General features: G+C 63.6%; 20 protein-coding genes and 1 riboswitch. Of the genes, 10 read left to right on the forward strand and 10 right to left on the reverse strand.

Features of this window, described 5'->3' with window-relative positions:
• Positions 1-27: 27 nt before the first annotated feature.
• The gene (locus tag M8997_RS10390) at positions 28-246 is read right to left on the reverse strand and encodes a hypothetical protein (RefSeq protein WP_250020129.1); all 219 of its coding nucleotides are present in this window, start codon (positions 244-246) and stop codon (positions 28-30) included.
• A 135-nt stretch (positions 247-381) separates the two neighbouring features.
• A complete protein-coding gene (locus M8997_RS10395; RefSeq protein ID WP_250020130.1) occupies positions 382-1,041 on the reverse strand; it encodes a peroxiredoxin in 660 nt (219 codons plus the stop codon).
• A gap of 241 nt (positions 1,042-1,282) precedes the next feature.
• Positions 1,283-1,539, forward strand: a riboswitch (cobalamin riboswitch).
• A 91-nt stretch (positions 1,540-1,630) separates the two neighbouring features.
• On the opposite strand from M8997_RS10395, the gene M8997_RS10400 reads away from it, so the two are divergent.
• The 9 genes from M8997_RS10400 to M8997_RS10440 all read left to right on the forward strand — a co-directional run bounded on the left by M8997_RS10400 (position 1,631) and on the right by M8997_RS10440 (position 10,266).
• Entirely contained in the window at positions 1,631-1,870 is a 240-nt protein-coding gene (locus tag M8997_RS10400) for a hypothetical protein (protein WP_250020131.1), read from the forward strand.
• A gap of 34 nt (positions 1,871-1,904) precedes the next feature.
• Positions 1,905-3,863 (forward strand): TonB-dependent receptor, encoded by a 1,959-nt coding sequence (locus tag M8997_RS10405; protein ID WP_250020132.1) that lies wholly within the window; start codon positions 1,905-1,907, stop codon positions 3,861-3,863.
• A 5-nt stretch (positions 3,864-3,868) separates the two neighbouring features.
• Positions 3,869-4,717: an ABC transporter substrate-binding protein gene (locus tag M8997_RS10410; RefSeq protein ID WP_250020133.1), complete on the forward strand. Its 849-nt coding sequence runs from the start codon at positions 3,869-3,871 to the stop codon at positions 4,715-4,717.
• Positions 4,714-5,709, forward strand: a complete 996-nt coding sequence (locus M8997_RS10415; RefSeq protein ID WP_250020134.1) for an iron ABC transporter permease — start codon at positions 4,714-4,716, stop codon at positions 5,707-5,709. Before M8997_RS10410 ends, M8997_RS10415 begins: the two co-directional genes overlap by 4 nt.
• Positions 5,706-6,485 carry an ATP-binding cassette domain-containing protein gene (locus M8997_RS10420; RefSeq protein WP_250020135.1) on the forward strand — a complete coding sequence of 260 codons (780 nt, stop codon included), beginning with the start codon at positions 5,706-5,708 and terminating at the stop codon, positions 6,483-6,485. Before M8997_RS10415 ends, M8997_RS10420 begins: the two co-directional genes overlap by 4 nt.
• 120 nt (positions 6,486-6,605) lie before the next feature.
• Positions 6,606-7,577: a GAF domain-containing protein gene (locus M8997_RS10425; protein ID WP_250020136.1), complete on the forward strand. Its 972-nt coding sequence runs from the start codon at positions 6,606-6,608 to the stop codon at positions 7,575-7,577.
• 177 nt (positions 7,578-7,754) lie between these two features.
• A complete protein-coding gene (adh, locus tag M8997_RS10430) occupies positions 7,755-9,272 on the forward strand; it encodes an aldehyde dehydrogenase (protein ID WP_250020137.1) in 1,518 nt (505 codons plus the stop codon).
• Positions 9,273-9,329: 57 nt separating this feature from the next.
• Complete coding sequence (locus M8997_RS10435) at positions 9,330-9,683, forward strand: DUF779 domain-containing protein (RefSeq protein WP_250020138.1); 354 nt, start codon at positions 9,330-9,332, stop codon at positions 9,681-9,683.
• 40 nt (positions 9,684-9,723) lie between these two features.
• On the forward strand, positions 9,724-10,266 hold the full coding sequence (locus tag M8997_RS10440; RefSeq protein WP_250020139.1) for a DNA-3-methyladenine glycosylase: 543 nt from the start codon (positions 9,724-9,726) through the stop codon (positions 10,264-10,266).
• Here the strand turns inward: M8997_RS10440 and M8997_RS10445 are convergent, their stop codons facing one another.
• From M8997_RS10445 to M8997_RS10470, 6 genes are all read right to left on the reverse strand, one after another.
• Positions 10,267-11,709 (reverse strand): TRAP transporter large permease subunit, encoded by a 1,443-nt coding sequence (locus M8997_RS10445; protein ID WP_250020140.1) that lies wholly within the window; start codon positions 11,707-11,709, stop codon positions 10,267-10,269. It abuts the gene before it with no gap.
• Entirely contained in the window at positions 11,706-12,314 is a 609-nt protein-coding gene (locus M8997_RS10450) for a TRAP transporter small permease subunit (RefSeq protein WP_250020141.1), read from the reverse strand. The genes M8997_RS10445 and M8997_RS10450 overlap by 4 nt, the downstream gene beginning before the upstream one ends.
• 188 nt (positions 12,315-12,502) lie before the next feature.
• Complete coding sequence (locus tag M8997_RS10455; protein WP_250020142.1) at positions 12,503-13,537, reverse strand: histidine kinase dimerization/phosphoacceptor domain -containing protein; 1,035 nt, start codon at positions 13,535-13,537, stop codon at positions 12,503-12,505.
• Between the two features lie 11 nt (positions 13,538-13,548).
• Positions 13,549-13,986, reverse strand: coding sequence for a response regulator (locus tag M8997_RS10460; RefSeq protein WP_323748422.1), 438 nt, complete (start codon positions 13,984-13,986; stop codon positions 13,549-13,551).
• Positions 13,987-13,990: 4 nt separating this feature from the next.
• A complete protein-coding gene (locus M8997_RS10465; protein ID WP_250020143.1) occupies positions 13,991-15,478 on the reverse strand; it encodes an ATP-binding protein in 1,488 nt (495 codons plus the stop codon).
• Positions 15,479-15,564: 86 nt separating this feature from the next.
• Complete coding sequence (locus M8997_RS10470) at positions 15,565-16,461, reverse strand: DMT family transporter (RefSeq protein WP_250020144.1); 897 nt, start codon at positions 16,459-16,461, stop codon at positions 15,565-15,567.
• A gap of 189 nt (positions 16,462-16,650) precedes the next feature.
• On the opposite strand from M8997_RS10470, the gene M8997_RS10475 reads away from it, so the two are divergent.
• A complete protein-coding gene (locus tag M8997_RS10475) occupies positions 16,651-17,805 on the forward strand; it encodes a fumarylacetoacetate hydrolase family protein (RefSeq protein WP_250020145.1) in 1,155 nt (384 codons plus the stop codon).
• Between the two features lie 87 nt (positions 17,806-17,892).
• Here the strand turns inward: M8997_RS10475 and M8997_RS10480 are convergent, their stop codons facing one another.
• Both M8997_RS10480 and M8997_RS10485 read right to left on the reverse strand, forming a co-directional pair.
• Positions 17,893-18,831 carry a phosphatidate cytidylyltransferase gene (locus M8997_RS10480; RefSeq protein ID WP_250020146.1) on the reverse strand — a complete coding sequence of 313 codons (939 nt, stop codon included), beginning with the start codon at positions 18,829-18,831 and terminating at the stop codon, positions 17,893-17,895.
• The gene (locus M8997_RS10485) at positions 18,824-19,444 is read right to left on the reverse strand and encodes a lysophospholipid acyltransferase family protein (RefSeq protein WP_250020172.1); all 621 of its coding nucleotides are present in this window, start codon (positions 19,442-19,444) and stop codon (positions 18,824-18,826) included. The genes M8997_RS10480 and M8997_RS10485 overlap by 8 nt, the downstream gene beginning before the upstream one ends.
• Positions 19,445-19,474 lie beyond the last annotated feature (30 nt).

A 19,474-nucleotide genomic window follows, 5' to 3' on the forward strand; every position in this document is an offset into this window, starting at 1 on the left:
GCCGGGGCAGGCTTCACGGGCCCAACCCTAGCTCACGGGTTTTACCGGGGGATCGTCATTGGCGGCGTCGTTGCGGCCGGGAAGTGCCAGGCGCGTCAGCGAAAAGGAGATGGCGTCGCGGATGATCGCCAGTTCGCGCCGCGCGCTCACGCTGTCCGGCTCGATCGCCTGCAGCATGTCGCGGAGTTCCCGCAGGCGCAGATACAGGTCCCCGTCGGAATATTTCACCTTCTTGCACGGCTTCATCGGAGACATCCCTCCACGGATCTTCCGACGTTGGATTAGACCATGTTTCGGCCCGCCCGTCAGGGCATGTCATTGCGCGGGAGCGGCCTGCGGGAGAATTTTCTCCCGCAAGCCATCAAGTCGCGATGATGCCGCTCAGCCTGCCGGCTGCCTGGTCTTGCGCAGATAGGGCAGGACGCGCTCGAAACCGCCGAAGCGTTTTTCCGCGTCTTCGTCGGAAACGGCGGCGGTGATGATGACATCCTCGCCCTGTTTCCATTGCGCCGGGGTCGCCACCTGGTGCTTTGCCGTCAGCTGGATACTGTCGATGGCGCGCAGGATCTCGTCGAAATTGCGTCCGGTCGTCATCGGATAGGTCAGGATCAGCTTGATCTTCTTGTCGGGGCCGACGACGAAAACCGAACGCACGGTGGCGTTGTCGGCGGGGGTGCGGCCCTCGGAAGAATCGCCGGCTTCGGCCGGCAGCATGTCGTAGAGCTTGGCGACCTTCAGGTCCTTGTCACCGATAAGGGGATAGTCGACCTCGTGTCCGGTCGCCGTCTTGATGTCGTTCTTCCATTTCGAATGGCTCTCGACCGGATCGACGGAGATGCCGATGATCTTGGCGTTGCGCTTCTCGAATTCGGGCGCAAGACCGGCCATATAGCCGAGTTCGGTGGTGCAGACCGGGGTGAAATTCTTCGGATGGCTGAAAAGCACCGCATAGCTGTCCCTGATCCAGTCGTGGAACCTGATCTCGCCCTGGGTGGTATCGGCAGTGAAATCCGGCGCAGTGTCGTTAATGCGTAAGCCCATCGCTGTCTCCATTTTCGCTGAGTTCAGGCACCAGAACGGAAGGATTTGACGCGTTCCTCGCGCAAAAAGCTCCCGTTCACGCCAATTTCGCCGGGATTGTAGCGCGAGAGAGGCAAGAAGCAATGGCAAAGGCGGAGAATGGGGCCGGCCTCCGGGAGCGCCGCAAGGCCGGCGGGTTCCGCCATGCCCGAGTTTCCCCGGTATATCGCCGATGCTCCCTTGACGGATCGGCCGGCGGTGGCTCTTATAGCGCCGTTCCGGTTCTTCCTGCCGCAAGGCAGGGAGCTAAGAGGGAAGTCCGTGAGGCAGGTTTGAACGCCTGCCGAAGCTGACGCTGCCCCCGCAACTGTAAACAGCGAGTTGCTGTCCCCGTCCATTCGCAAACCCTGGGTTTCGCGGATGGTGCGGTAAGCCACTGAAGCAATTTCCGCTTCGGGAAGGCCGGCCAGCAATGATGACCTGTGAGCCAGGAGACCTGCCGAAACATGTTGAATGTCCACGGGCGGGGTGTCCTGTGTCGCTTTGCATCGGCCCGCTGCTGCAATTCAGACGCAAAGCCCCGTCCATCACGATGATCGGGGTTTTTATCATGAGTCTTTCCTTCTGCCAAAACAGGAGCGGCATCCGCCGCGATGTCGATGCCTCCACCGCGCCCGAGGATGTTTTCATGCGCTGGCTGCTGTCGCGCCCGCAGGGCTCGGATATTGCCGAGGCGGCGCGGCGCGAAGTGGCGCGGCTTGAATCTCCCGCCAGCCGGCATGAAGGAGCGCGGCGGCTGCACGAATTGTTCCGTGCGCTGATCGAGGCGCAGACGCCGGCGATGCAGTGAGCGTCTTCGCCGTTGCTTCCCGATGAGGATATCGATGTTCAGACCAATTCATATTGCCGGAGCCATGCTCCTGGCCTTCTGCCGTGTCGTAACGGCACAGGAGGCGGAGATGGGCAAATCCATCAAGCTCGATCCGATTTACATCCAGCTCGGCCAGCAGCAGGTCGAGGCGGAGAAATCCGGCCGTGCTTTCACCATCATCAGCGGCGAGCAGCTGGCGCGCAGCCAGACGCGTTACGTTGCGGATGCGTTGCGGCAGGTGCCGGGCTTTGCGGTGTCGCGCATCGGCTCCTATGGCGGCCAGACATCGGTCAGGGTGCGCGGCGCCGAATCCAATCATCTCCTCGTCATGATCGACGGCATCGAGGCCAGCGAGACCGGCAATGGCGAGTTCGATTTCGGCGGCCTGCAGGTGGCCGACATCGACCGTATCGAAGTGCTGCGCGGGCCGCAGAGCGCATTCTGGGGCTCGAATGCCATGGCCGGCGTCGTCAATATCATCACCAGGGGCGGCACGCGGGACGGCTACAGGATCAGCGGGCGCAGCGAGGCCGGAACGGATGGAACCTGGCTCGGCAATGTCCTGCTGCAGGGCGGCGCCGACAATTATGATTTCGCGCTGTCCGGCGCCTACAGGCAGGCCGATGGCTTCAACATCTCCGATTTCGGCTCGGAGAAGGATGGCGACCGCAACGGCACGCTCAATGGCAAGTTCAAGATCGACATCACGCCCGACATCGTTCTCGACGGCACGTTACGTTACGCCGTCAGCCGAAGCGATTTCGACCCGGAGGGGACGTTCGGCACGCCGCTGCAGGGCATCATCATCGATGGCGACGACCAGACCGAGAGACGCGAATTGCTCGGTGCGATCGGCCTCACCTGGACATCGCTGGGCGGCGCGCTGACGCAAAAGGCGCGCATATCGGACAGCGATACCCGCCGCGACTATCTGAAGAACAGCGATGTGATTGCCGGCAATGAGGGCAGCCGGCTGCTCGGCTCCTATCAGGCGAGCTATCAGCTCGATAGCGAACTTCTGGGTGGCTCGAGCCATCGTTTCACCGCCGGTTATGAGGGCGAGCGCGAGAACTTCCGGCAGATGCCGACCGAGATCGATATCGCCAGCCCCTGGTACGACCCGACGCAGTTCGAAGAGCATGAACGGGTGGTGCATTCGGCCATCGGCGAGTATCGCGGCGAATTCCTCGAGCAGTTCTACCTCAACGCCGCCATCAGGCGCGATGCCAATGACCGGTTCCGCGATGCTTCCACCTATAGCGTGGCGGCGGCCTGGCAGGTTCCGGGCATGGGCACGCGCCTGCATGCGTCGGTCGGGACGGGCGTGACCAACCCGACGTTCTATGAGCAGTTCGGCTTCATCCCTTCCACCTATCGGGGAAATCCCGATCTGGCGCCGGAAAAGAGCTTCGGCTGGGATATCGGCGTCGAGCAGAAATTCTTCGACGAACGCCTCGTGCTCGACATCACCTATTTCAGGCAGGACCTGACCGACGAGATCATCACGACGCCCTCGGCCGATTTCCGCTACATGCCGGTCAACCAGGGTGGCAGCAGCGAGCGGCAGGGCATCGAAATATCGGCGACGCTCGACCTGATGAACGGTTTCAGCGCCGGCCTGAGCTATACCTATACCGATGCGACCGATCCCGACGGCCGAGAGGAGGTCCGCCGCCCGAAACATGCGGGTTCGGTCAATGCCGCCTATGAATTCTTCGACGACCGCGCCCGGATATTCAGCGAGCTGACCTTCAACGGCAGGATGCAGGACGACAGCTACAGGACGGCGGTTGCGCGGCGCGTGGCGCTGGACGAATATATGCTGGTCAATCTGGGCGGGAGCTTCAAGTTCAACGACAGGATCGAAGCCTATGCCCGTATCGAAAATCTCTTCGATGAGGAATATGAGGAAGTTTATGGCTATAACACCCCCGGCCGCACGGCTTTCGTCGGCCTGAAGGGGAGCTTCTGACGCGGATGACAGCGAAACACTCCGCCCGCATGGGCTGGATCGGCGGTATCGCCAGCCATGTCCTGCCGCTGGCGGCGCTATTGCTCCTGGCTGGCGCGGTCATGGCGGCGCCGCAGCGGGTGGTTTCGCTCAATCTCTGCACCGACGAACTGGCCATGCTCGTCGCGGCGGAGGGGCAGTTGCACTCGGTCTCCGACATGGCGCTCGACGAGAATGTCTCGGTGCTGGCGGAGCGGGCGCGCGGTCTTGTCGCCAATCACGGGCTGGCGGAGGAGATATTCCTCATGAAGCCCGACCTCGTCCTGGCTGGCTCCTATACGGCACGGCCGACGACGGACATGCTGAAGCGGCTCGGCTTCCGGGTAGAGCTTTTCGAACCGGCGATGTCCTTCGCCGATATCCGGGCCCAGCTGCGCCGTATCGGCGCCCTGTTGCGGCGGGAGGCGACGGCGGAGAATCTGGTGCTCCGGCTCGACGCCACGCTGGCCAGGGTGCAGCCGCCGGCAGGACGCGTGCCGCTGGTCGCCTTCTATTACGCCAATCAATATACGGCCGGCAGCGGCACGCTGGTCGATGACGTCATCCGGCATTCCGGCTCGGTCAATCTCGGCGCGAAGCTTGGGCTGTCCGGTACGCAGAAACTCTCGCTGGAACAGATGATCATGGCCCGGCCGGACCTGATCGCCATGCACAATCCCTACAAGGCGCCGGCCCTTGCCTATGAGGCGCAGCTTCATCCGGCGTTCCGCGCCCTGTCGGGCGAGTCAAGACTGATAGACGTGCCCGACCGATATACGATCTGCGGCGGGCCGTTCACGGCGACCGCGGTTCGCATCCTGGCGGCGAGCCGATGAAGGACCGCGCCGGCCCCCTCATCCTGTGTCTCGCCGTGCTGACGCTGCTATTGTTCCTGCTGTCGATGCTTACCGGCCCTGCCGCGCTCGACATCGGCACCAGTCTGTCCGCGATCGTGACCGGCAATGATGAGGCGATTGCGCTGGTCATGCGGGAGATCCGCCTGCCGCGCGCACTGCTGGGATTGATGATCGGCGCTTCGCTCGGCCTTTCCGGCGCGGCGCTGCAGGGCCATCTGCGCAATCCGCTGGCGGAGCCGGCGCTGCTCGGCGTCAGCGCTTCCGCTTCGCTCGGCGCTGTCATCGCCCTCTATACCGGGCTCAGCCTCGTCTTCCCGCTGGCACTGCCGCTCATGGCGCTCGTCGGAGCCGGGCTTGCGGTTCTTGTCGTGCAGGCACTTGCGGGACGCGGATCAGGCACGCTCACCATCATCCTTGCCGGCATCGCGGTCTCGAGCTTCGCAGCGGCGATGACCTCGCTGGCGCTCAACCTCTCGCCCAATCCCTTCGCAGCCATGGAAATCGTCTACTGGCTGCTGGGCTCGCTCACGGATCGGTCGATGCTGCATGTCCAGCTCTCGGCGCCTTTCATGCTGCTCGGCTGCCTGATGCTGCTCGGGCTCGGCCGGTCTCTGGATGCGCTGACGCTCGGGCCGGATGCCGCGGCCAGCATGGGCATCGACACAGGCCGGGTGCAGTTTGTCGCGGTTGCCGGCACGGCGCTCGCCGTCGGCGCGGCAACCGCCGTCGCCGGCGCCATCGGTTTCGTCGGACTGGTCGTTCCGCATATCCTGCGGCCGCTTGTCGGTTCGCAACCGTCGCGGCTCCTGCCAGCGTCCGCGCTTGGTGGCGCGTCGATGCTGCTTCTCGCCGATGTGCTGGTGCGGGTGATCGCGCCGGGCAAGGACCTGAAACTCGGAGTGCTGACCGCACTCGTCGGCGCGCCTTTTTTCCTCTGGCTCGTCTTCCGCACGCGGAGGGCCATGCTGTGAGCCTGCTGAAGCTGACAGATCTGGGCGTGTCCCTCGGCCCGAGGCCGATATTGCACGGGATCGATCTATCGGTTTCGCGCGGCGAACTGGTCGGGCTCATCGGGCCGAATGGCGCGGGAAAATCGACCCTCATCCGCAGCGTCTTCGGCCTTGTCCCTTCCGTCGGCGAGATCGCCATCGATGGCAGGCCGGCGCGGCGATTGCCATTGCGCGAGCGGGCAAGGCTCGTTGCGCTCCTGCCGCAGGAACGCGAGATCGGCTGGGCGATCTCCGTCGAAAAGCTGGTCGCCCTTGGCCGCACGCCCCATACGGGCTTCTTCGCCGCGGCCGGCGCACATGACAGGGCAGTCGTCGAAAGGGCGATCCGGCGCATGGAGCTCGACGCCTTGCGGCAAAGGCCGGTGACGGAGCTTTCCGGCGGCGAGAAAGCCCGCGTCCTCATCGCCCGCGCGCTGGCGCAGGATGCGCCGCTGCTCATTGCGGACGAGCCGACTGCGGGGCTCGATCCGGCGCACCAGATCGCGCTGATGCAATCGCTCGCCGACATAGCGGCGGATGGATCAGCGGTCATCGCCTCGTTGCATGATCTCGGACTGGCGGCACGCTGGTGCACGCGGCTCGTCCTCCTCGACAAGGGCAGGATCGTCGCCGACGGACCGCCGGGCGAAGTGCTGACCGCGGAACGGTTGCGGTCCGTCTATGGCATCGAGGCCCATATCGAGCAGACGCCCCAAGGGCTCGTCCTCCAGCCCATGGCTGCTACACGGCAAGGTTGAACTGAATTTTCGAGCGCAACCGAAGCACTGAATCGATGGCGCAAACGCCCGTCAGGGCTTGACCTGCGGCGGTTCTGGCCTAGTGTTGAAGTTGATGACCAAGACTTCGGGAGGAGGGACTTGGAGAAAAGTCAGAACGGCTTGCATGCCGAACAGATTCAGACGGCGCTGACCGGCAATGCAGCGGCGAAATCGGCGCTTGTCGCTTCATGGGGGCGATCGATGCGCCTCTATGGCTTGCAGCCGGATGACGAGCGCAGGCCGACCATCATCCTCACCGACCGTGAATTGCGCGAAGCGCGCGAGAGGCTCGGCTCCCTGATATCCACCGCCTCCGCTTCCCTCGACCGCCTCTATTCCGCCGTCGGCGGCGCCGGCTGCTGCGTACTGCTTGCCGACAAGAACGGCGTGCCGGTCGACCGGCGCGGCTATGAGGGCGATGATGCGACTTTCTCGAAGGTCGGCCTGTGGACCGGCGCCGTATGGAGCGAGGAAAGCGAGGGCACCAACGGCATAGGCACGGCGATCGCCGAACAGCGGCCGCTGACGATCCATCGCGACCAGCATTTCCGCAGCCGTAATACGGCGCTTTCCTGTACGTCGGCGCCGATCTTCGATCATTGCGGCCGGCTGATGGCCGTCATCGACGTTTCCTCGGCGCGCGCCGACCTGACCGAGGGCGTGGTGCGGCTGATCGGCATGGCGGTCTCAGACGCGGCGCGGCGGGTGGAGGCCGAGAATTTCCGCCTGGCCTTCCCGCGGGCGCGCATCGTCATGGCCGAGGGCGACCCCGGCAGCGAGCGCGCGCTGAATGCGCTGATCGCGGTCGACCAGGACGATCTCGTCATCGGCGCGTCGCGCTCCGCCCGGCAATTGCTGGGCCTCACCGACGAGAACCTGCGGACGCCGCTGCCGGCAGCCAATCTGCTGGGCCATGAACGCGACGCCGCCGCCGATTTCGCCGCGGCGGAACGCAGCGTCATCCAGCGCGTGCTGCGCCGGGCCAATGGCAATGTCTCCGTTGCCGCCAGCATGATGGGCATGAGCCGCGCCACGCTGCACCGCAAGCTGAAGAAGCTCGGCCTGAACTAGTGTGGGATGATCGCCTGTCGCAGATATGCGACAAATGCCGGCATCAACTCGCCATGGCGGGATGACAGCCGCGCCATGGCGCGCGAAGCTCTCCATAGCCGCAGGAGGCGGCCTGGAAATTCGCGCGTATTGCATCTGCAGCAGTCCGCTGCAGGAGCCGGCGCAAGGGAGGAAACCATGAACAAGGTAGAATTCAACCGCACTGTAAAACCCAACTTCAAGGCCAGATACGGCAATTTCATCGGCGGCAAGTTCGTCGAACCGAAGGCCGGCAGATATTTCGAGAACACCTCGCCGGTGAACGGCCAGGTCCTTTGCGAGGTGGCGCGATCGGACGCCAGCGACGTGGAAGCGGCGCTCGACGCCGCCCATGCCGCCAAGGAAGGTTGGGGCCGTACCAGCGCTGCCGAACGCAGCGTCATGCTCAACAGGATCGCGCAGGTGATGGAGGACAATCTCTCCGTCCTGGCCCAGGCCGAGACCTGGGACAATGGCAAGCCGATCCGCGAGACGACCGCGGCCGACATCCCGCTCGCCATCGACCATTTCCGCTATTTTGCCGGCGTCATCAGGGCGCAGGAAGGCGGGATATCCGAGATCGACCATGATACGGTCGCCTATCATTTCCATGAACCGCTCGGCGTGGTGGGACAGATCATCCCGTGGAATTTCCCCATCCTCATGGCGGTGTGGAAGCTTGCCCCTGCGCTCGCGGCGGGCAATTGCGTGGTGCTCAAGCCTGCCGAGCAGACCCCGGCGTCGATCCTCGTCCTGATGGAGCTCATCGCCGACATCCTGCCGCCCGGCGTCGTCAATATCGTCAACGGCTTCGGCCTCGAGGCCGGCAAGCCGCTCGCATCGAGCCCGCGCATCGCCAAGATTGCCTTCACCGGCGAAACCACCACCGGCCGGCTGATCATGCAATATGCCAGCCAGAACCTCATTCCGGTGACGCTCGAACTCGGCGGCAAGTCGCCGAACATCTTCTTCGAGGACGTCGTTGCCGAAGATGACGACTTCTTCGACAAGGCCATCGAGGGCTTCGTCATGTTCGCGCTCAACCAGGGCGAAGTCTGCACCTGCCCGAGCCGCGCGCTCATCCACGAGTCGATCTATGACCGCTTCATGGAGCGGGCGCTGAAGCGGGTGGAGGCCATCGTCCAGGGCGATCCTCTCGATCCGGCAACGATGATCGGCGCGCAGGCGTCGAGCGAGCAGCTGGAAAAGATCCTCTCCTATCTCGACATCGGCAAGCAGGAGGGCGCGGAAGTGCTGATCGGCGGCGAGCGCAACATGCTCGCGGGCGATCTCGCCGGCGGCTATTACGTGCATCCGACGGTGTTCAAGGGCCATAACCGCATGCGGGTGTTCCAGGAGGAGATATTCGGCCCGGTCGTTTCGGTGGCGACGTTCAAGGACAAGGACGAGGCGCTTTCCATCGCCAACGACACGCTCTACGGCCTTGGCGCCGGCATCTGGAGCCGCGACGTCAACACCACCTATCGCTTCGGGCGGGCGATCCAGGCCGGCCGTGTCTGGACGAATTGCTACCACGCCTATCCGGCCCATGCGGCCTTCGGCGGCTACAAGCAATCGGGCATCGGCCGTGAAAACCACCTGAAGATGCTTGAACATTATCAGCAGACGAAGAATATGCTGGTAAGCTACAGCCCGAAGAAGCTCGGCTTCTTCTGACAGGACCAGCCCGCGCGCCGGCCCGCAGCAGCGGCACCGGCGCGCGAGGAGGCAGAGATGGAAGACGCAGGCATGGAAGACAAGGTCAGCGCGACACCGGCGGCTCTCGAACTCATCGCGACATTGCAGTCCGAATATGGACCGATCATGTTCCATCAATCGGGCGGCTGCTGCGACGGCTCATCGCCCATGTGCTATGCGCAGGGCGATTTCATCGTCGGCGACAATGACGTGAAGCTCGGCGAGATCGGCGGTGCGCCGGTCTATATCAGCGCCTCGCAATATGATGTGTGGAAACATACGGAACTGATCATCGACGTCGTGCCGGGCAGGGGCGGCATGTTCTCGCTCGACAATGGCCGCGAAGTGCGGTTCCTCACCCGTTCGCGCGTCTGCGCCGTTCCCTCTTGAGGCGAGCAGGGCTTCAGGCGGGAGGCGGGGCCCGGCGCGGATGAATCCCGACTTTTTCGACCGTGATGCGGTGGTCGTCGCGCGCGAGCTCATCGGCACGACGTTGCTCGTCGATGGCGTCGGCGGCATGGTCGTCGAGACCGAGGCCTACCGGCAGGACGATCCGGCCTCGCATAGTTTTCGCGGCGAGGGGCCGTCGAACCGCAGCATGTTCGGCCCGCCCGGCCACGCCTATGTCTATCGCTCCTATGGCATTCACTGGTGCCTCAACATGGTGTGCCTGCCGGATTCCGCCGTGCTCATCCGCGCCTTGGAGCCGCAGGCGGGGCTGGAGCCGATGCGGCTGAGGCGGGGCGTCGAACTGCCGTCGCAGCTCTGTTCGGGGCCCGGAAAGCTGGCGCAGGCGCTTGGCGTGACGAAGGCGCATGACGGGCTTTCGCTGTTCGAGCCGCCCTTCGAGCTGATGCCCGGCGCAGCGCGCGAAATCGCGTTCGGGCCGCGCATCGGCATCAGCAAGGGCGCCGAAACGCCGTGGCGCTTCGGGCTGAAGGGCTCGCCTTTCCTCAGCCGCCGGTTCGCCTGATCAGTTGAACTTCGGCGGCTGGCCGAGATCGAACGAGGGCGGGCTGCCGAGATCGTTCCCCGGCGCATTGGGCAGCTCGATCTGGAAATTCTTCAGGTCCACCGGCTCGGCGACATCGAGGAAATAGGTCACCATTTCCGGGAAGGCGATCAGCAGGCCGACCAGCAGCAATTGCAGGCACAGGAAGGGTATGGCGCCCATGTAGATATCGCTGGTCTTGATCGATTTCGGCGCGATGCCGCGCAGGTAGAACAGGGCGAAGCCGAAGGGCGGATGCATGAAGCTGGTCTGCATGTTGGCGCAGATCATGACGCCGAACCAGACGAGGTCGATGCCGAGCGCGCTTGCCGCCGGCGCCAGCAGCGGAATGATGATGAAGGCGATCTCGAAGAAATCGAGGAAGAACGCCAGCACGAAGATGAATATGTTGACGAATATCAGGAAGCCGACGATGCCGCCCGGCAGCGAGGTCAGCATGGTCTCGATCCAGTGGCCGCCGCCGACGCCCTGGAAGACCAGGCTGAAGACGCGGGCGCCGAGCAGGATGAAGACCACCATGGCCGTCAGGCGCATGGTCATCGTCATCGCCTGGTAGACGAGGTCCCAGGTCAGCCGGCGATTGATCCACGCCATGAACATGGCGCCGACGACGCCCATGGCGCCGGCCTCGGTCGGTGTTGCGAGGCCGAGGAAGATCGTGCCGAGGACGACGAAGATCAGCGCGAGCGACGGGATCATGCCGCGCGCGCAGCGCAGGAACAGCGGCCAGCCGCGCAGGGTGCGCGCTTCCGGCGGCAGCGCCGGCAGGTGGTGCGGCCGGATGATGCTGAGGACGAAGACCCAGCCGGCAAAGAGCAGCACCTGGACGATGCTGGCTCCGGTGGCGCCGATATACATGTCGCCGGGCGACCTGCCGAGCTGGTCGGCGAGGACGATGAGCACGAGCGACGGCGGAATGAGCTGGGTTATGGTGCCGGACGCGGCGATGACGCCGGTGGCATGGCGGATATTGTAGCCGTATTTGGCCATGACAGGCAGGGATATCAGGCCCATGGCGATGACGGATGCGGCCACGGTGCCGGTGATCGCGCCGAGGATGGCGCCGACGAGGATGACCGCATAGGAAAGGCCGCCGCGGACGCCGCCGAAGAGCTGGCCGAAGCCGTCGAGAAGATCCTCGGCGAGGCCGCATTTCTCCAGGATGACGCCCATGAAGGTGAAGAACGGGATCGCGAGCAGCAATTCGTTCGAAAGGACCGAGAACATCTGATAGGTCAGGTTGCCGAGGAAATCCGGCCCGATCGCGCCCATCTCGATGGCGACGAAACCGAAAAACAGCCCGACGGCAGCCAGCGAGAACGCAGCCGGGTAGCCGATGACCATGAAGATCACCAGCCCGAAGAACATCAACGGGGCGAGGTTGTCGGAGAAGAATTGCATCATTGAACAGGTTTCTCGTAGGCGAACTCACGCACGTAATCCGTGGTGAGGGCGAGATAGCATTTGATGAGCTCGGACACGCCCTGCAGTCCGACGAGGAAGAAGCCGATGGGCAGGCTGAGCTTGACCGGCCAGAGCGGCAGGCCGCCGGCATTAGACGAACTTTCATTCGTCACATAGGAAAGAACGAACCATGGCCAGGTGAAATAGATCATCAGCGCGCAGATCGGCAGCAGGAAAAGCAGCGTGCCGAGAAGGTCGATCCACGTCCGCGTCTTCTCGCTGACCGATCCATAGACGAGATCGACGCGCACATGCTCGTTCAGCTTGAGCGTCCAGGCTCCGCCCAGCATCACCATGCCGGCGAAGAGATACCATTGCAGTTCGGAGAGCGAATTGGAGTTCCTGCCATAGACGGCGAGGATGCCGCGGAAGATGCCGCCGGCGCCGACGGTCTGGTCGAGCCAGATCAGCGTGCCGATGCTGTAGCGCAGCAGGGCATTGAAGGCGCATACGATGGATGCGAACAGTACGAAATAGATGGCAATGATGCCGATGCGACGGTTGAATTCGTCGATCCACCCTGTGACCCTGAGCCACCGCGCCATTGATCCCCTCCCGATTGCCGACATGAAGAGAGCCGGGGCCGACCGTCCCTTTGCTCGTATCGGCCCGCCTTGTGATGGCGACAGAGTTACCCCATGGATCAGCGTGATGCAATGCTATTGAACGGGCCATTGACCGGGCCAATGAACGGGCCGTGAATAGGCCAAGCGTGGGCTGTGAGCAGCAATCCTCAGGCTTTCGCCTCGATGGTCAGTTCGGCCCGCGTGCCGCGGTCCCGCGTCACATATTCGATGCTGCTGCCAAGGCTCGACGCCATCGCCTTGACGATCCGCGTGCCGAGACCAGTGCCCTTGGGCTGGGTGCCCTCGGACCAGCCGATGCCGTCATCCTCGACCGAAAGCGTGGCCTTGCCATCGCCCTTCTTGAGGAACGAGACGCGGATCGTGCCCTTCGATCCCTCGGGATAGGCATATTTGAACGCATTGGTGACGAGTTCGGTGACGATCATGCCGATGGAGACGGCCTGGTCGGAGGAGAGGCGGATATCCTCGACGTCCTGCTTTATCTCCAGCCGCTGCGAGGCATGTTCGAGCGAACTGCGCAGTTCCGAAATCAGGCTGGTCAGGTATTTGTCCATCTCGACCTGCCGCACATCGTCGGAACTGTAGAGGCTGCGATGCATGCCGCCGATGGCGGTGATGCGCGCCTGCGCCTCCGTCAGCGCATGTTTCACGGCTTCGTCTTCGCTGTTCGAGATCTGCAGGCGGATGAGCGCCGCCACCAGGGCGAGGCTGTTGCCGACGCGGTGATTGACCTCGGCGAGCAGCACTTCGGCCCGTTCCTTGCCGCGCAGGATCTCCATGTCGGCGCGCTCGCGGTCGCGGTGCAGCTCGGCGGTGGCGATGGCCTGGGCGATGGCGCTTTCGAGCAGCGGCATGAATTCGTCGCCGACGGTCTTTATGACGTAGTCGGCAGCGCCTGCCTTCAGGGCGTCAATGGCGATCTTCGCCTCGCTCGATCCGGTGACATAGACGACGGGGACGGTGATGCCATGTTCGCGCAGCACACCGAGAAATTGAGTGCCGGTGGTGTTCTGCAAGTAGTGGTCGAGGACAATGACGTCGACCTGCTCGCCGCCCAGGATTTCGAGGCCGGAGGCGGTCGTTGCGGCGTGGACGACTTCATAGCCGGCGCGGCCGAGCGCCTTCTGCGCCAGGCGGACGAATGCCGGATCATCATCGACATAAAGAATGCGGCCTGGCACGATCCTACCTGTCAAGGAATCTGCATGACGGAAAAGAACAGCCCCAATTGCCGGATGGCATTGGCGAAACTGTCATATTCCACGGGCTTGGTAATATAGACATTGGCGCCGAGATCGTAGCACCGCTGTATCTCGCCCTCGTCATCCGTCGTGGTGAGGATGACGACGGGAAGTCGCTTCGTGTGCGGGTTGGACTTGATCTTGGCGAGGATGTCGATGCCCGACATGTCCGGCAGGTTGAGGTCGAGCAGGATCAGCAGATAGCTGTTCTTCGAAGTCTCGCCGGTTCTATCCTTGCCGAGGACGAAATCGAGCGCGGAATTGCCGTCCGTGAACGGAATGATCTCGTTGTTGACGCCGGCGCGGCGCACATTCTTCTCGATCAGGCGCGCGTGACCTTCGTCATCCTCCACCATGACAATGGTAACTTCTTTGCCGGTGCCTTTCACGCCATCATACTCCTGCGACTTTCGTCAAATCCGAGGGAAGCCGTAGCACAAAGGTGGAACCTTTTCCAATCTCGGATTGGACCGTGATGTCGCCGCCGAGGTTGCGGGTCAGGGAGCGGACATGGGCTAGCCCGATGCCTTCGCCCGGTTTGTCCTGCTGGCCCGAACGGCGGAAGAGCTCGAAAATCCGCTCCAGATCCTCCTCCGCGATGCCCCGGCCATTGTCGCTGACTTCGACACGGATGAACCTCGGCCCTTGCGGCCTGGCATGCACTTCGATGTGCAGCGGCCGGTCGGGGCTGGCATATTTCACCGCATTGTCGAAGAGATTGCCGAAAATCTGCTCCAGAGACAATTTGTCGGTGGTGATCTTGGGCATCCTGCCGCCGATCTCGATGCTGCCGTCGAGGTCGGCGACCTGATGCTGGATGCTCGCCGCGCTCGTCTCGAGCAATTCCCTGAGGTCGATAGGCTCGGGCTTCAACTGGCGGCGGCCATCGCGCGAGATCTTGAGGATGGCGTTGATCAGGCCGTCCATCTTCTTGGTCGAAGAGCGGATGAAGGTGATGGCTTCCGGCAGGTCCTCCTCCGCCGCGACGCGGGCAAGCTTTATCTCGTCCTCGGAGAGGATTTCGCCTTCGGAAAGGACATAGGGCTGGATGGCATTGAGCGACGTTTCGAGTTCGCTGGTGAAACCCATGATGTTGACGAGCGGCGCCCGCAGGTCATGCGTGACGATATAGGCGAAACGCTGGATCTCCTGGTTGGCGCGGATGAGGTCTTCCGTGCGCTCGTTCACCCGCTCCTCGAGGCTGGCATTCAGGGTCTCGACCTCGCTCCGCGCGCGGGAGAGATCGCGGATGTGCTGGTAGATGACGGAAAGGGCGCCGGCCAGCACCAGCACGATCGCGCCGGCGCCGATGATCGTGGCGCGCTGCAATGTGGCCAGCGCCTCCGACTGTTCGTCGAGGGCGGCCTGCAGATCGATCTCCGAGGCCACCATGTAATTGTTGAGGATCTCGCGGATGCCGGACATGGTTTGCTCGCCGGCGCCGCGGCGGGTAATGGCAATGGCCTCCGCGGCCTTGCCTTCCATGGCGAGATCGACGGTATGATTGAGATCGTCCAGCCTTTGCGTGATCAGCTGGTCGAGCCGGGGAAAGTCCTTCTCATAGCTTTGCCTGCCCGTCACGCTGCGCCTGAGCGTATCGCGCCGCGCGGAAAGACTTTCCAGCGCCGATTTGTAGGGCTCGAGGAAATTGTCCTCCTGGGAAAGAAGATAGCCGCGCTGGCCGGTTTCGGCGTCCTGCAGCGTCGACAACAGGTCGGTCGAGCCGCTGCGAATGGCGCGCGCCGAGACGACTTCGTCGAAATAGTGACGGCTCTGCTGTACGAGCCAGATGGTCGAGCCGACGATCCCGAGCAGGATCAGTCCGCCGATCGAAATCATGATGAGGGTGGAGCGGGCGAAACTGGATCTGGTGCTGAACATTCGACCGTTGCTGCTAGGGTTCGTGCCGTATCGACAGGCCAGCGCAAATTGACCCGTGGGAGCCAGAACGTCAACCTGGAGTAGCGCTATTCGGTGGATGGTTCCTGTCGCTGCGCCAGTACCGGATCGGCCCGCGCCGCCTCCGCCGCCACATAGGCGAGAACGGCCGCAAACACCACGGTGCCGCCGGCGATAGTGCTGCCGCCCGGCATTTCCGAGAAGAAGAGCCATATCCACAAGGGTGCGAGCGGCGCATCGAGCGAGCCGAGCAGCGCGGTTTCGACCGGCGGCAGCAGCCGTGCGCCGAGGGTGAAGAAGGCGAGCCCGACGGCCGAGACGAGCAGTCCGAACAGCGCCAGCATCAACAGGTCCGGGCCCGCGACGGAGAGCGGGGCGGCGGCGATCGGCCAGCAGACCAGCGCGCTCGCAAGCGCCGATATGCAGGCCGCCGGCATGATGGCGATGTCGGGCGAGCGGCGGACGATGACCATCAGCACCGCCATGCACAGCGTCATGCCGAAGGCGAGGAGATCGCCATGGATGGTGCCCTCATTGTTGATGCCGATCATGATGACGATGCCGATGAGCGCGGTGGCGCTGGCGATGATCGCGCTGCGCCGCGGCCGTTCGCCCAGCGCCAGCCATGCGAGCAGCGCCGCGACGAAGGGAATGGTCGCGTAGACGACGGCGACATGCGCGACGGTGGTTTCCTTCAGCGAGGTGATGAAGAATAGCGTGCCGAGGCCGGAGACGGCGACGAAAGACCATCCCGCCGCGCCCATGTCGAGGAACACCCGGAATGTACGGCCGCGCTCCATGATGGCGACGACCAGCGCCAGGCCGAGCGCCGCGAAAATGCCGCGCCAGGCAAGGATCGTCCAGCTGTCGAGCGGGATGACGCGGGTAAAGAGGCCCGCGAGGCTCCAGGCCAGCGCCGAAAGCGCGACGAGAACGAGGCCGAGGGCGCGGGATGCGGATGTCATGGATGTCCTTTGCGAGCGTGGCGGCCATGGTGGGGCCGGTGCGGCCCTTTGGCAAGCGGCGCGGCGTGCAATGCTGCCATCCCCATGTCAGGAGTGGTTTCAGCCTTGATCGCGGGGGCGGCCTGCCGCATAAAGCAGTGCAACTCACACCCACTTCACGCAACACAAGTCAATTCAGAAAGCTTCGCCATGCCTGATGTAATCGTTCCGGATAATGCTGTTCTTCTCGGCAGGGCCAGGGTGCCCGGCCATGATCATCCGCGTGTCGTCACGGTGCGAAACGGCGAAGTCTTCGACATTACCGCCAAGGCGGCGCCGACGGTGCGGGATATCGGCGAACTGGACAATCCGGCCGCCTATGTCGCCGGCGCTGCGGGTACGCCCGTCGGAAAGATCGACGCCCTCATCGCCAACAGCTGGCAGGAGGAACACGACGAGGCCGCGCCCAGCCTGCTCTCGCCGATCGATCTCCAGGCCGTCAAGGCATCCGGCGTCACTTTCGTCGCTTCGCTGCTGGAGCGCGTTATCGAGGAACAGGCCAAGGGCGACAAGGCCAAGGCCGATCTTCTGCGCAGCGAGGTGCTCGAACTGATCGGCGCCGATCTTTCGCAGATCGTTCCGGGCTCGCCCTCGGCCATGCAGGTCAAGGAGGCACTGCTCGCACGCGGCGTCTGGAGCCAGTATCTCGAGGTCGGCATCGGCCCCGATGCGGAGATCTTCACCAAGGGCCAGCCCATGTCGACGGTCGGCTATGGCGCCGATGTCGGCCTGCATCCCGTATCGAGCTGGAACAATCCGGAGCCGGAAATCGTGCTCGTGGTGACCAGCAGGGGCGAGATCATCGGCGCGACGCTCGGCAATGACGTGAACCTGCGCGATGTGGAAGGCCGTTCGGCGCTTCTCCTCGGCAAGGCCAAGGACAATAATGCTTCCGGCGCGGTCGGGCCGTTCATCCGGCTATTCGATGCCTCGTTCACCCTGGAAACGGTGAAATCCGCCGAGCTGAGCATGCGCGTCGAAGGTACGGACGGCTTTGTCCTCGAAGGTCACTCCAACATGGCGAAGATTTCGCGCACGCCGGAATCGCTGGTCGAGGCGACGATCGGCCGGCATCACCAGTATCCGGACGGGCTGGTGCTCTATCTCGGCACGATGTTTGCGCCGGTGAAGGATCGCGATGGCCCGGGCATGGGCTTCACCCACAAGATGAACGACGTCGTTTCCATTTCGACGCCGACGCTCGGCACGCTGGCCAACCGGGTGCGGCTCTCGACGGAATGTGCGCCCTGGACCTATGGCGCGAGCCAGTTGATGCGCGATCTGGCGAAGGCGGGCCTTCTCTAGTGTGGGTTTCGGAATTGAAATACGCTCCGGCCCCTGCCGCCATAGTGAGGCGTATTTCAATTCCAGCACACTAGAAACATAGGGTCACTAGGTCCAGAAATAACGGACGATGTGGAAGAATATCGGGGCGGCGAATATGAGACTGTCGGCGCGGTCCAGCATGCCGCCATGGCCTTCGATCATGTGGCCCCAGTCCTTCACGCCTCGGTCGCGCTTGATGGCGGAGGCGACGAGCCCGCCGAAGAAGCCCATGATCGCTGCCAGCGCCGCCATCAGGCCTGCCTCGGCCGGTGCGAATGGCGTCAGCCAGGCCAGCGCCGCACCGAGCAGCGAGGCGCTGACAATGCCGCCGATCAGGCCCTCCCACGTCTTGGAGGGCGATATTTTGGGCGCCACCTTGCGCTTGCCGAAGAGCTTGCCGAAGACATATTGCAGCACGTCGCTGCCCTGAACCGTCACGATGAGGAATGCGATGAGCAGCAGGCCCTTGCCCTCGAAGCCGGGAATGGCGAGCGTCAGCAGTGCCGGCACGTGGCTGATGCAGTAGACGGAAAGCATGATCCCCCATTGCTGCTCGCTGACGCGTTCGAGAAAGCGCTCCGTATCGCCGGAAATCGCGGTCAGGGCCGGCATGGCGAGGAAGCAGTAGACTGGCACGAAGATCGAATAGAGCCCGTACCATTCGATCCAGAGCAGGTAGTACTGCACCGGGATGACCACCAGGAACATGCCGATCAGGATGCGGTGGTCGCCGCGCCGCGTATGGGTCAGCGTCACATATTCGCGCAGGGCGGCGAAGGAAACGAAGGCGAAGAGGAAGATCACCCCGCCCTTGCCGAAGAGGAAGGCGATGGAAATCGCCGCGATCATGATCCACCACGCCTTTATGCGGGCGTTGAGATTGACCAATGTCGAGGGGAGGACATCGCTGGTGCGCCGGCTCTTCCAGCTGAGCAGCGTGGCGATGGCGCTTGCGAGGGTGAGGACGCCGAGGAGCCCGAGGAAAAGCCAGATCGTTTCAGCCATGGGCCAGCGCCTTCTGCCGTTCCGGCGAAAGATCGAGGAGAGCCTCCCGCGCGCGGTCGAGGAAAACATGCCGGTCCTCGCCCTCTTCGAGGACGACCGGCGCCCCGAAGATCACGCGGCAGAGCAGCGGTACGGGCAGCAGCGCGCCCTTCGGCAGGACCCGCGACATGTTCTCGATCCAGCAGGGCACGAGTTCGACATCCGGGCGGGCGACGGCAAGATTGTAGAGCCCGGAGCGAAAGCGCAGCAGCGGCTCCTCGGTCATGTTGCGCGTTCCTTCGGGAAAGAAGATCAGCGAGCTGCCTTGCTCGAGCGCGCCGAGCATGATGACCATGGGGTCCTCGGACCGCTCCACCCAGTTGCGCTCCACCAGCACGGTGTTGAGAATGTCCCGCGCCAGCACATGGCGGACCTTGTTCCGGCGCCAGTAATCGGCTCCCGCCACGGCGCGCGTGCGGCTGCGCTCGGAGGGCGGCAGGCTGGACGAGAGCAGGATGAAATCGCCATGGCTGCTGTGATTGGCGAAATAGATGCGCTGCCGGCCGGATGGCGCGCAGCCCTGCCATATCGGACGCACGCCGGTTATGGCGCGCGCCAGGCCCGCCAGTCCCATCGCCGCAAGCCGCTGGATCGCCGCTTTCAC

Origin of the sequence: Phyllobacterium sp. 21LDTY02-6 (genome assembly GCF_023554255.2) — a bacterium.
Lineage (GTDB): Bacteria > Pseudomonadota > Alphaproteobacteria > Rhizobiales > Rhizobiaceae > Phyllobacterium.

Excerpts from the sequence above, each read along its gene's own strand:
- M8997_RS10390 (WP_250020129.1), bottom strand. The coding sequence starts at position 246 with ATGAAGCCGTGCAAGAAGGTGAAATATTCCGACGGGGACCTGTATCTG.
- M8997_RS10395 (WP_250020130.1), bottom strand. The coding sequence starts at position 1,041 with ATGGGCTTACGCATTAACGACACTGCGCCGGATTTCACTGCCGATACC.
- M8997_RS10400 (WP_250020131.1), top strand. The coding sequence starts at position 1,631 with ATGAGTCTTTCCTTCTGCCAAAACAGGAGCGGCATCCGCCGCGATGTC.
- M8997_RS10405 (WP_250020132.1), top strand. The coding sequence starts at position 1,905 with ATGTTCAGACCAATTCATATTGCCGGAGCCATGCTCCTGGCCTTCTGC.
- M8997_RS10410 (WP_250020133.1), top strand. The coding sequence starts at position 3,869 with ATGACAGCGAAACACTCCGCCCGCATGGGCTGGATCGGCGGTATCGCC.
- M8997_RS10415 (WP_250020134.1), top strand. The coding sequence starts at position 4,714 with ATGAAGGACCGCGCCGGCCCCCTCATCCTGTGTCTCGCCGTGCTGACG.
- adh (WP_250020137.1), top strand. The coding sequence starts at position 7,755 with ATGAACAAGGTAGAATTCAACCGCACTGTAAAACCCAACTTCAAGGCC.
- M8997_RS10435 (WP_250020138.1), top strand. The coding sequence starts at position 9,330 with ATGGAAGACGCAGGCATGGAAGACAAGGTCAGCGCGACACCGGCGGCT.
- M8997_RS10440 (WP_250020139.1), top strand. The coding sequence starts at position 9,724 with ATGAATCCCGACTTTTTCGACCGTGATGCGGTGGTCGTCGCGCGCGAG.
- M8997_RS10445 (WP_250020140.1), bottom strand. The coding sequence starts at position 11,709 with ATGATGCAATTCTTCTCCGACAACCTCGCCCCGTTGATGTTCTTCGGG.
- M8997_RS10450 (WP_250020141.1), bottom strand. The coding sequence starts at position 12,314 with ATGGCGCGGTGGCTCAGGGTCACAGGGTGGATCGACGAATTCAACCGT.
- M8997_RS10465 (WP_250020143.1), bottom strand. The coding sequence starts at position 15,478 with ATGTTCAGCACCAGATCCAGTTTCGCCCGCTCCACCCTCATCATGATT.
- M8997_RS10470 (WP_250020144.1), bottom strand. The coding sequence starts at position 16,461 with ATGACATCCGCATCCCGCGCCCTCGGCCTCGTTCTCGTCGCGCTTTCG.
- M8997_RS10475 (WP_250020145.1), top strand. The coding sequence starts at position 16,651 with ATGCCTGATGTAATCGTTCCGGATAATGCTGTTCTTCTCGGCAGGGCC.
- M8997_RS10480 (WP_250020146.1), bottom strand. The coding sequence starts at position 18,831 with ATGGCTGAAACGATCTGGCTTTTCCTCGGGCTCCTCGGCGTCCTCACC.
- M8997_RS10485 (WP_250020172.1), bottom strand. The coding sequence starts at position 19,444 with ATGGGACTGGCGGGCCTGGCGCGCGCCATAACCGGCGTGCGTCCGATA.